At 69.3% G+C, this 14,664-nt stretch carries 14 protein-coding genes; 10 read left to right on the top strand and 4 right to left on the bottom strand.

Annotated features, from left to right (window positions below):
• The first annotated feature begins 69 nt into the window (after nt 1-69).
• The 7 genes from V5F75_RS11220 (at nt 70) to cynS (ending at nt 7,364) form a co-directional block, all read left to right on the top strand.
• On the top strand, nt 70-1,182 hold the full coding sequence (locus V5F75_RS11220) for an acyl-CoA dehydrogenase family protein (protein WP_394034934.1): 1,113 nt from the start codon (nt 70-72) through the stop codon (nt 1,180-1,182).
• Nucleotides 1,183-1,303: 121 nt separating this feature from the next.
• Nucleotides 1,304-2,164: a sulfurtransferase gene (locus tag V5F75_RS11215; RefSeq protein ID WP_394034933.1), complete on the top strand. Its 861-nt coding sequence runs from the start codon at nt 1,304-1,306 to the stop codon at nt 2,162-2,164.
• Nucleotides 2,165-2,406: 242 nt separating this feature from the next.
• Nucleotides 2,407-3,573 (top strand): NAD(P)/FAD-dependent oxidoreductase, encoded by a 1,167-nt coding sequence (locus tag V5F75_RS11210; protein WP_394034932.1) that lies wholly within the window; start codon nt 2,407-2,409, stop codon nt 3,571-3,573.
• Between the two features lie 80 nt (nt 3,574-3,653).
• The gene (locus V5F75_RS11205; RefSeq protein ID WP_394034931.1) at nt 3,654-5,021 is read left to right on the top strand and encodes a CmpA/NrtA family ABC transporter substrate-binding protein; all 1,368 of its coding nucleotides are present in this window, start codon (nt 3,654-3,656) and stop codon (nt 5,019-5,021) included.
• Between the two features lie 4 nt (nt 5,022-5,025).
• Nucleotides 5,026-5,865: a nitrate ABC transporter permease gene (ntrB, locus tag V5F75_RS11200; protein WP_394034930.1), complete on the top strand. Its 840-nt coding sequence runs from the start codon at nt 5,026-5,028 to the stop codon at nt 5,863-5,865.
• Between the two features lie 5 nt (nt 5,866-5,870).
• Entirely contained in the window at nt 5,871-6,800 is a 930-nt protein-coding gene (locus tag V5F75_RS11195) for an ABC transporter ATP-binding protein (protein WP_394034929.1), read from the top strand.
• A gap of 81 nt (nt 6,801-6,881) precedes the next feature.
• Entirely contained in the window at nt 6,882-7,364 is a 483-nt protein-coding gene (gene cynS / locus V5F75_RS11190) for a cyanase (protein ID WP_394034928.1), read from the top strand.
• A 121-nt stretch (nt 7,365-7,485) separates the two neighbouring features.
• Here cynS and V5F75_RS11185 read toward each other — a convergent pair whose 3' ends face one another.
• Nucleotides 7,486-7,995, bottom strand: coding sequence for a hypothetical protein (locus tag V5F75_RS11185; RefSeq protein WP_394034927.1), 510 nt, complete (start codon nt 7,993-7,995; stop codon nt 7,486-7,488).
• Nucleotides 7,996-8,348: 353 nt separating this feature from the next.
• Here V5F75_RS11185 and groES point away from each other — a divergent pair, with 353 nt between their 5' ends.
• Together groES and groL are read left to right on the top strand one after the other, a co-directional pair.
• The gene (gene groES, locus V5F75_RS11180; RefSeq protein ID WP_394034926.1) at nt 8,349-8,639 is read left to right on the top strand and encodes a co-chaperone GroES; all 291 of its coding nucleotides are present in this window, start codon (nt 8,349-8,351) and stop codon (nt 8,637-8,639) included.
• Between the two features lie 88 nt (nt 8,640-8,727).
• A complete protein-coding gene (gene groL, locus V5F75_RS11175; protein ID WP_394034925.1) occupies nt 8,728-10,374 on the top strand; it encodes a chaperonin GroEL in 1,647 nt (548 codons plus the stop codon).
• A gap of 259 nt (nt 10,375-10,633) precedes the next feature.
• Here groL and V5F75_RS11170 read toward each other — a convergent pair whose 3' ends face one another.
• The gene (locus tag V5F75_RS11170) at nt 10,634-12,133 is read right to left on the bottom strand and encodes a protein adenylyltransferase SelO (RefSeq protein WP_394034924.1); all 1,500 of its coding nucleotides are present in this window, start codon (nt 12,131-12,133) and stop codon (nt 10,634-10,636) included.
• A gap of 146 nt (nt 12,134-12,279) precedes the next feature.
• Entirely contained in the window at nt 12,280-13,383 is a 1,104-nt protein-coding gene (locus V5F75_RS11165) for a hypothetical protein (RefSeq protein WP_509212060.1), read from the bottom strand.
• A 203-nt stretch (nt 13,384-13,586) separates the two neighbouring features.
• On the opposite strand from V5F75_RS11165, the gene V5F75_RS11160 reads away from it, so the two are divergent.
• Nucleotides 13,587-14,282 carry an AIM24 family protein gene (locus tag V5F75_RS11160; RefSeq protein WP_394034922.1) on the top strand — a complete coding sequence of 232 codons (696 nt, stop codon included), beginning with the start codon at nt 13,587-13,589 and terminating at the stop codon, nt 14,280-14,282.
• Between the two features lie 43 nt (nt 14,283-14,325).
• On the opposite strand, the gene V5F75_RS11155 is transcribed toward V5F75_RS11160, so the two are convergent.
• On the bottom strand, nt 14,326-14,526 hold the full coding sequence (locus V5F75_RS11155; protein ID WP_394034921.1) for a YegP family protein: 201 nt from the start codon (nt 14,524-14,526) through the stop codon (nt 14,326-14,328).
• Nucleotides 14,527-14,664 lie beyond the last annotated feature (138 nt).

Here is a 14,664-nt window from a genome sequence, read left to right as displayed (position 1 = left end):
GCCGCCGACGACGAACGACGCGCCCGGCACGGGGCCGGGCGCGCGCCCTTCCCGCCTTCGAGGATCGACATGCTCGCCGCCACCGCATCCACGGCCGAAGCCACCATCGCCCCGCCGCCCGAGGCGGTGCTCGCCGAGATCGGCAAGATCGCCTCGGGCGACCTTGCGGCCTGGGCCCGCGCCATCGACGAAGGCACCTACCCCACCACCCTGCTGCAGCGCCTCGCCGAGGCCGGCGCCTTCCGCCTGCACCTGAACGAGGGCCACAGGCTGGGCGACGCCATCGAGGGCATGTCGCTGGTGTCGGCGCAGTGCGTGTCCACCGGCTTCATGGCGTGGTGCCAGAACACGCTGGTGTGGTACCTCGTGAATTCCGAGAACGCCGCCGCCAGCGGGAAGTATCTCGACGCGGCCGCCCAGGGCCGCATCCTCGGCGGCACCGCCCTCTCCAATCCCATGAAGTCGTTCTACGGCATCGAGGCGCTGAAGCTGAAGGGCAAGCGCGTCGCGGGCGGCTATCGGGTGAAGGGCATCCTGCCCTGGGTTTCCAACCTGGGCGCCGACCATTTCTTCGGCGGATGCTTCGCGGTGGAGGGCCGCGACACGCCGGTGATGGCGCTGTTCGACTGCGCCGATCCGGCCATCAGCCTGAAGCCCTGCGAGCGCTTCCTCTCCATGGACGGCACCGGCACCTACGGCGTGCAGGTGCGCGACATGTTCGTGCCCGACGAGATGGTGCTGGCCGACGACGCCATGCCCTTCGTGAAGAAGATGCGCGCCGGCTTCATCCTGCTGCAGGCGGGCATGGCGGTGGGCCTCATCCGCGACTGCATCGCGCTGATGCGCGAGGTGGAAGGCCCCCTCGGCCATGTGAACCGCTACCTCGAGGTCCAGCCCGGCCAGATGGCCGAGACGCTGGCCGCCATCGAGGCGGAAGTGGCCACGCTCGCCGCCGACCCGCTCAATACCTCCGACGCCTTCTGGCGGCGCGTCGTCTCGGCGCGGCTGCTGGCCGGCGAGGTCGGCGTGCAGGCCGCCCACAACGCCATGCTCCATTGCGGCGCGCGCGGCTACGTGGCCGCCCACCGCTGCCAGCGACGCCTGCGCGAGGCCTATTTCGTGGCCATCGTGACCCCGGCCACCAAGCAGCTCCGGCTGATGCTGGACCAGATGCCGGCCTGAGGCCGGTCCCTCCCGCCATTCAAGACGGACGAGGGAAGAATCCCTCGCCGAAAACAAGATGGCAAAGCCATCACACCTTCCAGCCTGTCCCGGTTCAGCCTGATTTCCAGAGGGGATTACCATGAGCGGAGTGCTGATTACGCCGTCCGAACTGTCCACCCTCATGTCGTCCGAGCCCACGGTGGTCATCGACACCCGTGATGCCGCGAGCTATGCGGCGGGGCACATCGCGGGGGCGGTGAACCTCAACGAGATCTTCACCTATCTCGCCACCTCCACCCCGGAGGGCCATGCGGAGCTGCGGCTGAAGTTCGCCGATGCCTTCGGCAAGGCCGGCCTTTCCGGCGCCGAGACGGCGGTGATCTACGAGCAGTCCATGGCCTCGGGCTTCGGCCAGTCCTGCCGCGGCTATTTCCTGCTCACCTTCCTGGGCTATCCGAAGATCAGGGTGCTGCACGGCGGTTTCGCGGCCTGGAGCGCCGCCGGCCTGCCGGTGAGCGCCGAGGTGCCGAGCCCCGCCCCCGCCGCCTTCCCGGTGGACGAGGCGGCCGGCGAGGTCGTCATCGACGCAGCCGCCATGCTCGCCGCCGTGGCCGACCCCAAGGTCGCCAAGCTCGACGTGCGCGACGTGGACGAGTGGATCGGCGAAAGCTCCTCGCCCTATGGCAAGGACTTCTGCCCGCGCAAGGGCCGCATCCCCGGCGCCGTCTGGATCGAGTGGTACCGCATGATGAAGCCCACGGGAGAGGGCCCGCGCTTCAAGTCCGCGCCCGAGATCCTGGCCGAGTGCGCGACCGTGGGCATCTCTCCCGAGACGCCGGTCTATCTCTACTGCTTCAAGGGCGCGCGGGCGTCCAACACCTTCCTGGCCCTCAAGGAGGCGGGGGTGAAGGACGTGAAGATGTACTTCGGCTCATGGAACGAGTGGTCGCGCGACCCCGCCCTGCCCATCGAGGAAGGGCACCCGGCCGCCGCCCTCTGAACGTCGCGGGCGCGGCCGCCCTTGCGGCCCCGGCCGGGGCGGCGCAGCCTCGGCCGATCCCGCTGCGTCCCGATCCGCCGCGCGGCGCCCCCGTGCGGCACCGAGAGGGTTTTCGAGCGTAGTGGAAACCGGTTCGCGTGAAGAAAACGCGTCGGCTCGAGAATCCGGAGCATTTCCCCGTTTCCAAGACGCGGGGAAATGCGCGAGGCGATGCCTCCCCTCTGCCATCCAGGAGACACCCCATGAGCGCGCCCCTCACCATCGTCGGAGCCGGCCAGGCCGCGGCCCAGGCCATCGCCTCCCTGCGCGCGGAAGGCTTCGCCGGCGACATCGCGCTCTATGGCGACGAGCCCTATTTGCCCTACCAGCGCCCGCCCCTCTCCAAGGCCTATCTGGGCGACGAGATGAGCGAGGAGCGGCTGGAGCTGAAGGCTCCCAGATTCTATGCGGAGAGCGGTGTCGAGGTGCATCTCGACACCCGCGTCACCCGCTTGCTGCCGGCAGAGAAGGCGGTGGAGCTGGCCGGCGGCGCGCGCCGGCCCTATTCCACGCTCATCCTCGCCACCGGCACCCGCGCCCGCGCGCTGCCGGTGCCGGGGGCGGACCTGCCCGGCGTCCATTCCATCCGCTCCATCGACGACGTGAAGCGCTTCCGCGCCGGGGCGGTGGCGGGCGCGCGGCTCGTCATCATCGGCGGCGGCTACATCGGCCTGGAGGTGGCGGCCAAGGCGCGGAAGCTCGGGCTGGAGGTGACGCTGGTGGAAGGCCAGCCGCGCCTGCTCGCCCGCGTCGCCTGCGCCACCATCTCCGATTTCGCCCGCGCCCTGCACGAAGGCCACGGCGTGACCCTCCTCACCGGCACGGGGGTCGCGCGCCTCGTCGGCACGGACCGGGTGAGCGGGGTCGAGCTTTCCGACGGCCGGGTGCTGCCGGCCGATCTCGTGCTCAGCGCCGTCGGCGCCGTGCCCAACACGGAGCTTGCCGCCGAAGCGGGCATTGCCCTCGACAACGGCATCAAGGTGGATGCCCAGGCGCGCGCCAGCATCGCGGACGTGTATGCCATCGGCGACGTCGCCTCCTTCCCGAGCGCGCTCTATGGGCGGCGGGTGCGCCTGGAATCCGTGCAGAACGCCATCGATCAGGCAAAGGCCGCGGCGAAGAGCATCGCCGGCGCCGCCGTCACCTATGATCCGGTGCCCTGGTTCTGGTCCGATCAATACGATGTGAAGCTGCAGATCGCCGGCCTGCTGGACGGCTTCACCCGCACCGAATGCGAGGGCGACATCGCCGCCGGGCGCTTCAGCGTGCGGTACTTCGCGGGCGAGCGGTTGATCGCCGTGTGCTCCGTCAACGATCCCAAAAGCCACATGCTGGCGCGCCGCGCCCTGGCCGCCCCCGCCCCCGCCTGAGCCGACCCAGCGTCACCCGCTGGCACGCCTGTTGCGAAGCGTGCGGCGCTTTCCCGTTTCAGCCCCCAGGAGATCTGTCGATGTCGATGTTCTCGAACCCGTTCTCAACAAAGTCGAAGCTGTCGGGGCGGTGCGCCTGCGGGCGCCATGAAAGCGCGGAGGCGCACCTGGCGGCCGAGCGGGCGGGGAACCTCGACGACGAAACCCGCTACCGGGAGGTGGTCGCCTCCGGCCTCATGCGCGCGCTGTTCCCGCAGGACATGAAGCGCCGCGCCTTCCTGAAGGCTGTGGGCGCCTCCACCGCCGCCGCCGCGCTCGCCACCTTCTTCCCCCTGGACGCGGCGACCGAGGCCTTCGCCGACACGGGCAAGCCGGAGAAGACCGACCTGAAGGTGGGCTTCATCCCCATCACCTGCGCCACCCCCATCATCATGGCGCACCCCATGGGCTTCTACACCAAGCACGGTCTCAACGTGGACGTGGTGAAGACCGCCGGCTGGGCGGTGATCCGCGACAAGACCATCAACAAGGAATACGACGCCGCCCACATGCTGGCGCCCATGCCGCTGGCCATCTCCCAGGGGCTCGGCTCCAACCCCATTCCGTTCGTGGCGGCGGCCATCGAGAACATCAACGGGCAGTCCTTCACCCTCGGCATCAAGCACAAGGACAAGATGGACGTGAAGTCGTGGAAGGGCATGAAGCTCGCCATTCCCTACGACTTCTCCATGCACAACTACCTACTGCGCTATCTCCTGGCCGAGAACGGCCTGGACCCGGACACGGACGTGCAGCTGCGCGTAGTGCCGCCGCCGGAGATGGTGGCCAACCTGCGCGCCGAGAACATCGACGGCTTCCTGGCCCCCGACAACGTGGCCCAGCGCGCGGTCTATGACGGCGTGGGCTTCATCCATTCGCTGTCGAAGTCCATGTGGGACGGGCACCCCTGCTGCTCGTTCGCGGCCAGCCGCGAGTTCATGGCCACCATGCCCAACACCTATGCGGCGCTGCTGCGGGCCATCGTGGATGCCACCGGCTATGCCTCCAAGGCCGAGAACCGCAAGGCCATCGCCGAGGCCATCGCCCCGGCCGCCTACCTCAACGCCCCGCCCATCGTGCTGGAGCAGGTGCTGGTGGGCAAGTATGCGAACGGCCTCGGCCAAATCAAGGACGACCCGAACCGCATCGATTTCGATCCCTTCCCATGGGAAAGCTTCGCGGTGTGGATGCTGACCCAGATGAAGCGCTGGGGCCAGGTGAAGGGCGAGGTCGATTACCAGGGCATCGCCAACCGGGTCTTCCTCGCCACCGACGCGGCCAAGGTGATGAAGGAGATGGGCCTCACCCCGCCCGCCGCCACCACCAAGAGCTTCTCGGTCATGGGCAAGGTGTTCGACCCGGCCCAGCCCGAGCAATACCTCAACTCCTTCGCCATCAAGCGGAGCTGACGCGATGAAGAGCCTCGGCGTGCGCGCCGGCATCCTGTCGGTGGTGCTGTTCCTCGCCTTCTGCCTCGCCTGGCAGATCGCCGTCACCCCGAGCGCGAGCTCGGGGCCGGCCCTCGACCCGGAATATGCGAAGCTCATGGGCATCACCACGGCCGGGGCCCAGTCCGCCATGCCGGGGCCGCTCGATGTGGCGCACAAGCTCTGGGATGCCATGAAGGACCCGTTCTACGACAACGGGCCCAACGACAAGGGGCTGGGCCTCCAGCTCCTCTATTCCATCGGCCGGGTCGCCATCGGCTACGGGCTGGCGGTGCTGGTGGCGGTGCCGCTCGGCTTCCTCATCGGCATGTCGCCTTTGGCCTATCGGGCGCTCGACCCGTTCATCCAGGTGCTGAAACCCATCTCGCCCTTGGCCTGGATGCCGCTCGCCCTCTACACCATCAAGGATTCCAACCTCTCGGCCGTGTTCGTCATCTTCATCTGCTCGGTGTGGCCGATGCTGCTGAACACGGCGTTCGGCGTTGGCGCGGTGCGCAAGGAGTGGCTGAACGTGGCCCGCACCCTGGAGGTGGGCGCGTGGCGGCGGGCGTTCACGGTCATCCTGCCGGCGGCCGCCCCCACCATCCTCACCGGCATGCGCATCTCCATCGGCATCGCCTGGCTCGTCATCGTGGCGGCGGAGATGCTCGTGGGCGGTACCGGCATCGGATACTTCGTGTGGAACGAGTGGAACAACCTGTCCATCTCCAACGTGATCGTCGGCATCCTGCTGATCGGCCTCGTGGGCATGGTCCTCGATCTCATCCTGGCGCGCCTCCAGCGGCGCGTGACCTTCCCGGAGTGAGCGCCATGGGCGAGACCGACAGCAAATTCATCTCCATCGAGGGCATCGCCCGGCGCTATCCCCGGCGCGAGGGCGGCGAGACCACCATCTTCGAGAATTTGTGGCTCCAGGTGCCGCGCGGCGAGTTCGTGTGCATCATCGGCCACTCGGGATGCGGCAAGACCTCCGTGCTCAACATCCTGGCGGGGCTGGAGACGCCCTCCGAGGGCGCGGTGATCGTGGACGGGCAGGCCATCTCCGGCCCCAGCCTCGACCGCGCCGTGATCTTCCAGGGCCACGCGCTGCTGCCCTGGAAGAGCGTGCTCGGCAATGTCGCCTATGCGGTCTCCTCCCGCTGGCGCAAGGCGGGCAAGGCGGAGGTGGAGGAGCGTTCCCGCCGGTTCATCGAGCTCGTGGGCCTCAAGGGCAGCGAGGCGAAGAAGCCGGCCGAGCTCTCCGGCGGCATGCGCCAGCGCGTGGGCATCGCCCGCGCCCTCTCCATCGAGCCGAAGATCCTGCTCATGGACGAGCCCTTCTCGGCCCTCGACGCCCTCACCCGCGGCACGCTGCAGGATGAGGTGCGCCGCATCTGCATCTCCACCGGGCAGACCGTGGTGATGATCACCCACGACGTGGACGAGGCCATCTACCTCGCCGACCGGATCGTGCTCATGACCAACGGCCCCGAGGCCATGGTGGCCGAGGTGGTGGAGAACCCGCTGCCCAAGGACCGCGCCCGCGACAGCATCCACCGCCACGAGGACTACTACACGGTGCGCAACCACCTCGTGGACTTCCTGGTGAGCCGCAGCCGCACCTTCCGCGACGAGAAGCCCACCGGCTACGACACCCGCCGTCCGCCCCTCGTCAGGCTCGGAGCCGCCGCCCGCGCGGCGGCGGCCGTCGAGGCCGCCAACACCATCCGCTTTCCCGCCGCAGCCGCCGGCCGCGACTGAGGCGCGAGGACCCCGCTCGCCGACGGTCACGCCGGCGCCGGCACACTCTCCGACATCCGACATCCAAGCGTGGAGACGAAAATGAAGCGTGAGCAGCTCACCGAGAAGATTCTCGATATCAAGCGCGAGAAGGGCTGGAGCTGGAAGTACATCTGCGAGCAGATCGGCGGCATCTCGCCCATCCTCGTCACCGGCGCCCTGCTGGGCCAGATGAAGCTGGTGAAGCCCCTGGCCAAGAAGGCCGCCACCCTGTTCGGCCTCTCCGAGATGGAGGAGCGGATGCTGAACGAGGTGCCCATGCGCGGCACCCCCATGCCCCCCACCGATCCGCTCATCTATCGCTTCTACGAGCTGATCCTGGTGAACGGCCCGGCCATCAAGGCGCTGATCGAGGACGAGTTCGGCGACGGCATCATGTCCGCCATCGACTTCAACATGGATATCGCCCGCGAGGCCAACGAGAAGGGAGACCGCGTCGCCATCTCCATGTCCGGCAAGTTCCTGCCCTACAAGTATTACGGGGCGGAGCAGGGCATCCAGCAGCTCGGCTACAAGGAAGACTGAAGCCGGGAGAGCGGCGGCGCCCCGCGGGCCTGCCGCTCATCTGCCGCGCGCGGCGCGTCCCTTGTCGCGAAGCGTGAGATTCAAGAAAGGCCGGCGCCCTCGGGCGCCGGCCTTTCTCACATCAGCTGCAGCGCACGTAGACCATGGTGCCGTAGCGCTTGGCGACCTCGGAATCGACCCAGCGCAGCACTAGAACGTTGCCGTCGAAGCGCATCACCTGGCGGTCGGTCTGGGCGCCGGCGGGCTCGTCGGGCGGGCCGAGGAAGATGGGGCCGTTGCCCACCTGCTTCGACACCACCTCGGTCAGCTTGTTGTCGTCCGCGAGATACATCATCACGCCCCCGCCGGTGCCGGCGGTGATGACATACGGATTCGAGCACTGGGCCTTGGCCTGGGTCTCGGTGCGGCCGGCGTCATCGGGGCGGTGGTAGGCGGCAAGGCCCCAGCGGCCCACGAGGCGATCCGGCGGAATGGGGCTGGTGAACACCGGCCTTGCGGGCGGCGGCGGCTCGGAAGGCGTGGTGCTGCAGGCAGCGAGCGTCAGCGCCAGCGCGGTGGCGGCGACCCCGGCGAGGCCGGCGCGAGAGGACTTCCCGGAGCGCGCGTTCGATCGTGCAAGCGTGATGTTCATGGGATATTCCGAGGCCTCCGCCGTCTCAACTCCGGTCCTTGCCATCGCCCACACGGGTGCCGGCCGGCGCGCCGACCATAACTGCTCATCCCCGCGGCGTCGATAATGCTTCGTGCCGGCTGCCGCCGCGCGGGGCGAACCGCCTCGCCGGCCTTCGGAAATCGACTTTACGCGGCGCCGGTTACCGGTTCGTATCCCACCCCCGCGCGCAGCGAGTTTCAGCCGCCCGCCTTGACGGAGCGGGGAGGCGCGCTTATCTCCCCGGCGAGCTTGGCACTCCGCTTCGGAGAGTGCCAGCAGTCTGGGCAGCGGCGCGAGCCGCGGCAAATCCATGTTCCGAGAGGAATAGACCCATGTCCTTCCGTCCCCTGCACGACCGCGTGGTGGTCAAGCGCATCGAAGCCGAGCAGAAGACCGCCGGCGGCATCATCATCCCCGACACCGCCAAGGAAAAGCCCCAGGAGGGCGAGGTGGTGGCCGTGGGTCCCGGCGCGCGCGACGAAGCCGGCAAGCTCATTGCCCTCGACGTGAAGGCCGGCGACCGCGTGCTGTTCGGCAAGTGGTCCGGCACCGAGGTCAAGATCGACGGCCAGGACCTGCTCATCATGAAGGAAAGCGACATCCTCGGCGTCATCGCCAAGTGAGTCGTCGCCAGGGGGCCGCCGCCGGGTGCGTCGTCGCCGGGTGATGTGACCCCTCCGGTCGTTTAGAAATTCAAGTCAGGAGGCCGAAATGGCTGCCAAAGAAGTGAAGTTTTCCGCCGACGCGCGCGAGAAGCTGCTGCGCGGCGTGGATATCCTCGCCAACGCGGTGAAGGTGACCCTGGGTCCCAAGGGCCGCAACGTGGTGATCGAGAAGTCGTTCGGCGCCCCGCGCATCACCAAGGACGGCGTCTCCGTCGCCAAGGAGATCGAGCTCGAGGACAAGTTCGAGAACCTCGGCGCCCAGCTCGTGCGTGAGGTCGCCTCCAAGACCAACGACCTCGCCGGCGACGGCACCACCACCGCCACCGTGCTGGCCCAGGCCATCGTGAAGGAAGGCGCCAAGGCGGTTGCCGCCGGCATGAACCCGATGGACCTGAAGCGCGGCATCGACATCGCCGTCGCCGCCGCCCTCAAGGACATCCAGGGCCGCTCCAAGAAGGTCTCCTCCTCCGCCGAAGTGGCGCAGGTGGGCACCATCTCCGCCAACGGTGACTCGTCCATCGGCGAGATGATCGCCGGCGCCATGCAGCGCGTGGGCAACGAAGGCGTCATCACCGTCGAGGAAGCCAAGACCGCCGACACCGAGCTCGACGTGGTCGAAGGCATGCAGTTCGACCGCGGCTATCTCTCTCCGTACTTCATCACCAATGCGGAGAAGATGATCGCCGACCTGGAAGAGCCCTACATCCTCATCTTCGAGAAGAAGCTCTCCGGCCTCCAGCCGATCCTCCCGGTCCTCGAGGCCGTGGTGCAGTCCGGCCGTCCGCTGGTGATCGTCGCCGAGGACGTCGAGGGCGAGGCCCTGGCCACCCTCGTGGTCAACAAGCTGCGCGGCGGCCTGAAGGTCGCGGCGGTGAAGGCTCCCGGCTTCGGTGATCGTCGCAAGGCCATGCTGGAGGATATCGCCATCCTCACCGGCGGCCAGGTGATCTCCGAGGATCTCGGCATCAAGCTCGAGAACGTGACCCTCGCCCAGCTCGGCCGCGCCAAGAAGGTCATCCTCGAGAAGGAGAAGACCACCATCGTCGACGGCGTCGGCGAGAAGGCCGACATCGAGGCGCGCGTCGCCCAGATCAAGGCGCAGATCGAAGGCACCACCTCCGACTACGACCGTGAGAAGCTCCAGGAGCGTCTCGCGAAGCTCGCCGGCGGCGTGGCCGTGATCCGCGTGGGCGGCTCCACGGAAGTGGAAGTCAAGGAGAAGAAGGACCGCGTGGACGACGCGCTCAACGCCACCCGCGCCGCGGTGGAAGAAGGCATCGTCCCCGGCGGCGGCGTGGCCCTGCTGCGCGCCAAGGCCGCGGTGGAGGCTCTCACCTCCGACAACGCCGACATCAAGGCCGGCATCAAGATCGTGCTGCGCGCCCTTGAGGCCCCGATCCGCCAGATCGCCGAGAATTCCGGCGTGGAAGGCTCCATCGTGGTGGGCAAGGTGCTCGAGGCGACCGATCCGAACTTCGGCTTCAACGCCCAGACCGAGGAATATGTGGACCTCGTCGCCGCCGGCGTCGTGGACCCCGCCAAGGTGGTGCGCACCGCGCTGCAGGACGCCGGCTCCGTGGCCGGCCTGCTGGTGACCACCGAAGCCCTCGTGGCCGAGCTGCCGAAGAAGGACGCGGCCCTCCCCGCCATGCCCGGCGGCGGCATGGGCGGCATGGGTGGCATGGACTTCTGAGGACGTCCCTGCCGACCGAGACTTCGGGTGCCGAAGCCGGCTGGGCCGGCTTCGGTGGCGGCGTGGACTTCTGATCCAGCCGCCCCGTCGGTCTGTGAAAAAAGAAAAGGGCGCGGCTTCGGCCGCGCCCTTTTCTTTTGGCTGGAGGCGCCCGGCCTCCCCCGCCCTCGGCCCGGTCCCGCCCACCGGCCTTCGGAGCCCCCACGCGGCGTTCAAGCGAAAGCTGCTTGGGTACCGGTCAGGAACCGGGTCCGTGGCCTCACGTCCCGCAGAAGGTCTGGTAGTCCTTCATCTCCGGCGGCAGATCGGCATAAGCGGAAAAGCGCGGCTGCTCCTCGTAGGGCCTCTGGATCACGCCCAGCAGCTCCTCGAACGGGGCGTAGTCGGCGTTGTCCACCGCCGCCTCCAGCGCCCATTCCACCTGATGGTTGCGCGGAATGTACCTGGGGTTCACGCGGTCCATGGCGGCCCGGACGGCGGCGCCGTCGCGCCCCGCCTGCGCGAGCCGCGCCCGCCAGCGCTCCACCCAGGCGTCGAACGCCTCGCGATCGAGGAACAGGTCGCGCGCCGGGTCGGGGCCCTCGGTGCCTTCCGCGGCCGCGCCCAGGCGGCGGAAGAGAAGGGTGAAGTCCGCCTTCCCCGCCTGCATCACCTGCAACAGCTCCAGCGCCAGCGCCACATCCTCCGCCGTGCCGCCGGAAAGGCCGATCTTCTCCAGCAGGCCCGCGTGGTAGGCCGCCTCGAAGCGGCGCGGGAAGGTGCCCAGCAGCGCGTTCGCCTCCTCCACCGCCGGCTCCCGCTCCGCGTTCAGCAGCGGAATGAGGCATTCGGCCAGGCGCGCGAGGTTCCAGTGGGCGATCTGCGGCTGGTTCTTGTAGGCGTAGCGGCCCATGTAATCGATGGACGAGAACACGGTCGAAGGGTGGTACGCATCCATGAAGGCGCAGGGTCCGTAGTCTATTGTTTCGCCGGCTATGGACATATTGTCGGTGTTCATCACCCCGTGGATGAAGCCGATGAGCTGCCAGCGCGCCACCACCGCCGCCTGGCGTTCCATCACCTTTTCCAGCAGCCCGGCATAGGGCCGCGTGGTGGCGGCAAGCTCGGGATAATGGCGCGCGATGGCATAGTCGGCGAGCGTGCGCAGGCCCTCCACGTCCTTGCGCGCGGCGAAGAACTGGAAGGTGCCGATGCGGATGTGGCTCGCCGCCACGCGCGTGAGCACCGCGCCCGGCAGGGCCCGCTCGCGCCACACCGGCTCGCCGGTGGTGACGGCGGCGAGCGTGCGCGTGGTAGGCACGCCGAGGGCGGCCATGGCCTCGCTCACGATGTATTCGCGCAGCACCGGGCCGAGGGCCGCGCGCCCGTCGCCACGGCGGGAGAAGGCCGTGGGACCGGCGCCCTTGAGCTGGATGTCGCGCCGCCGCCCCGCCCGGTCGATCACCTCGCCGAGCAGGATGGCGCGCCCGTCGCCAAGCTGCGGCACGAACTGGCCGAACTGGTGCCCCGCATAGGCAAGCGCGATGGGCGTCGCCCCTTCGGGCACGCGCACGCCAGCGAACATCTCCACCGCCTCGGGCGTGGAGAGCGCAGCGGGGTCGAGCCCCAGCTCCTCCGCCAAGGCGGTGTTGAGCTTCACGAGGCGCGGCGCGGCGACCGGTGTCGGCCGGGCCGGAGCGAAGAAGCTCTCCGGCAGGCGGGCATAGGAATTGTCGAACGGAATGCGGAACGTCGGCGACGCGTCAGTGAGCGTGGACATGGCAATGCGTTTCTCCCCCGGGGGAAAATTGGGGCAGCCCCGGGACCTGGAAGGGAGGGTGATCGCTTCCGCCGGGCGTGTCCAGCTGCCGCTCATGTCATCGGCCCCGGTCCCGACCGGTGCCATGTGGGCTTTGGCCCTCGGCCTCAGTAGCGGAGCGCCCGGAAGCCGACCGCGCCGCCCTCCGCATCGTAGAGATAGTCGTAAGCGTTCAGGAAGCGCACGGAGGTGTTGAGGAAGGCCGGCTTGCCGGGGCGCCGCACCACGATCACCTCCGTCGGCGCCACCGGATTCATCCAGTCGCCCACCGTGTAGCCGTAGCGGGGCGCGGCGGCACCGGGCGCGGGCTCCACATCCACGCGTGTGCCGTCGGCGAGCCGGGGCGCGCCATCGGGCACGAGCAGGTCCGCGAACTCCGCCTCCGGCACCGTGAGGAAGCTGCGGACGACGCCCGTGTCCACCAGCATCGTGCCGCACGCCGGCGGGGTGCGGCCAGCGAGGGCGTAGCAGGCCGGCGCCGCCTGCCACTCGCCGGGAACGCTGCCCGGCGCCAGCGCCACGCGGGTGAAGCCCGTCCCGGCGGCGGGTGAAAGCCCCACCTGCACGCCCGTGCGCGAGACGATGTAGCCCCGCCCCAGCGGCCCGGCCGGGCCGCCCGGCGCGCCCATGCCCGGCAGGCTGAGGAAGGGGTTCTTTTCGGGCGTGCCTCCGCTCTGGTGATCGCTCTCGCGGGCGAAGCCCACCCCCAGCATGGCGACATGTTCCGGCGCCGCGCTGGGCTCGCAGTCGCGCGCGGTCGCCAGGCAGTCGATGCGGGTGACGGCAAGCACCGGCAGCGGCCGGGTGGTGAGGCTGGCGCCGTCCGCGCCCTTGATCGTCACGGCCGCCTCCACATAGCGCCCCACCATCACGCGGCCGGAGCTGGAATAGGTGAGCGTACCCGGCCCCAGGTCGGGCAGCGATTGCCAGCCGGGAATGGCGCTCGCGGAGATGACGATGCCGGTGGAGCCCGTGTCCATCACCGCCCGGCGCCAGCCGCCGTTGATGGAGAGGCCGAGCTGCGGGCTGCGCAGCAGCGGCTCGCCGTCCGGCGGCGCGTTCAGATAGCGCAACGCCACCGGCTGGGCGGCGCCGGGCGAGGCGGCACGCGCCGGAAGGGCGCCACCCCAGAAGGCGCTTCCGGCGGCTGCGAGCGCCAGCAAGGCCCGCGTCAGCGGCCGGGCCATGAACGGAAAGCGGATGCAGGCCATAAGTCCCCCTCGCCGAAAGGCCGTGCCGACGGCACAAGCCGCATCAAAGCACGCGCCGCCTCCGGCGCGCCGTGGCGTGATACCGCAGGGAACAGCCGCGAACACCGCCGCCGGCCGCGTTGCCGCCACGCCGCGATGCTGCTTGTCTGGGCCGGCGGCACGCCCCCTTCCGGCCGCCGCGCCCCGTCGTGAGCGAGGACGCCATGCGCAGCGAGATCACCGGCACCACCCTTCCCATCGTCACATTCACATTGGAGCCGGGAGAGGGCGTGCTCGCCGAGCCCGACCGCCTCTCCTGGATGACGCCCAATGTCTCCATGCGCACCACCGCCGCCACCGGCGGCGCGAGCGGGCTGTTCTCGGCCATCGGCCGCGCCATCTCCGGCGGCGGCCTGTTCATGACCGAATTCGTGGCGGAGGGCGGCGAGGGGCTGGCGGCGTTCGCCGCCACCGTGCCCGGCAATATCATCGAGGCCAAGGTGGCGCCCGGCCGCGGCTTCCTCATCCACCGGCACGGCTTCCTCGCGGGGTCGCTGGGGCTTTCGCTCGCGGTGGGGGTGCAGCAGTCCCTGGGCGCCGGGGTGTTCGGCGGCAACGGCTTCGTGCTCCAGCATCTCACCGGCTCGGGCAGCGCCTTCGTGGAGCTGGGCGGGGAAATCGTGAGCTACACCCTGCAGCCGGGCCAGGAGCTGCTGGTGCATCCCGGCCATGTGGGCATGTTCGAGGAGAGCGTGTCGTTCGAGATCACCACCATCGCCGGGGTGAAGAACGTGCTGTTCGGCGGCGACGGGCTGTTCCTGGCGCGCCTGCGCGGGCCCGGCAACGTGTGGCTGCAGACCCTCACGCCCGCCAAGCTCGCCCACGCCCTCGCGCCCTACATGCCGGCCCAGCCGCACTGAGGAAGCCGCTCCCGGCCCCGCCGCGGGGACGGGAGCGCCCGGCTCAAGCCGGCTTCGCCGCCTCGCCCCTGGTCTGGTCGTCCACCGTGGCGCCAGGGGCGTTCTTCTTGATGGATTCGATGGCGTCGAGGGCCGAGGCCCGGGCCTTGTAGCCCTCCGAGGAGAACATGATCTCCCCATTGGACGCCTTGTAGCGGAAGCGGAACTCGCCCGCCTTGTCCTTGAAGACCTCGAACTTCGCCATGGCTCGTTCTCCCGCTGACCGGCCGAAGCCGTGCGATGCGTGAACAGTGCAGCAAGTCGCGGTCACACGCCAGACGGCAATGCGACGGATAGCGCGACCATCAAGTGATATGCTTCGAGGGCAGCAACTGGTGCTCTG

The sequence above is a fragment of the Xanthobacter albus genome (assembly GCF_043194895.2).
GTDB lineage: Bacteria > Pseudomonadota > Alphaproteobacteria > Rhizobiales > Xanthobacteraceae > Xanthobacter.
This window is presented reverse-complemented; position numbering and strand designations above follow the sequence as displayed.

Coding starts and splice junctions, on each gene's coding strand:
- V5F75_RS11155 (WP_394034921.1), bottom strand. CDS start 14,526: ATGGCGAAGTTCGAGGTCTTCAAGGACAAGGCGGGCGAGTTCCGCTTC.
- groL (WP_394034925.1), top strand. CDS start 8,728: ATGGCTGCCAAAGAAGTGAAGTTTTCCGCCGACGCGCGCGAGAAGCTG.
- V5F75_RS11170 (WP_394034924.1), bottom strand. CDS start 12,133: ATGTCCACGCTCACTGACGCGTCGCCGACGTTCCGCATTCCGTTCGAC.
- V5F75_RS11215 (WP_394034933.1), top strand. CDS start 1,304: ATGAGCGGAGTGCTGATTACGCCGTCCGAACTGTCCACCCTCATGTCG.
- cynS (WP_394034928.1), top strand. CDS start 6,882: ATGAAGCGTGAGCAGCTCACCGAGAAGATTCTCGATATCAAGCGCGAG.
- V5F75_RS11205 (WP_394034931.1), top strand. CDS start 3,654: ATGTCGATGTTCTCGAACCCGTTCTCAACAAAGTCGAAGCTGTCGGGG.
- V5F75_RS11195 (WP_394034929.1), top strand. CDS start 5,871: ATGGGCGAGACCGACAGCAAATTCATCTCCATCGAGGGCATCGCCCGG.
- ntrB (WP_394034930.1), top strand. CDS start 5,026: ATGAAGAGCCTCGGCGTGCGCGCCGGCATCCTGTCGGTGGTGCTGTTC.
- groES (WP_394034926.1), top strand. CDS start 8,349: ATGTCCTTCCGTCCCCTGCACGACCGCGTGGTGGTCAAGCGCATCGAA.
- V5F75_RS11210 (WP_394034932.1), top strand. CDS start 2,407: ATGAGCGCGCCCCTCACCATCGTCGGAGCCGGCCAGGCCGCGGCCCAG.
- V5F75_RS11165 (WP_509212060.1), bottom strand. CDS start 13,383: ATGGCCTGCATCCGCTTTCCGTTCATGGCCCGGCCGCTGACGCGGGCC.
- V5F75_RS11220 (WP_394034934.1), top strand. CDS start 70: ATGCTCGCCGCCACCGCATCCACGGCCGAAGCCACCATCGCCCCGCCG.
- V5F75_RS11185 (WP_394034927.1), bottom strand. CDS start 7,995: ATGAACATCACGCTTGCACGATCGAACGCGCGCTCCGGGAAGTCCTCT.
- V5F75_RS11160 (WP_394034922.1), top strand. CDS start 13,587: ATGCGCAGCGAGATCACCGGCACCACCCTTCCCATCGTCACATTCACA.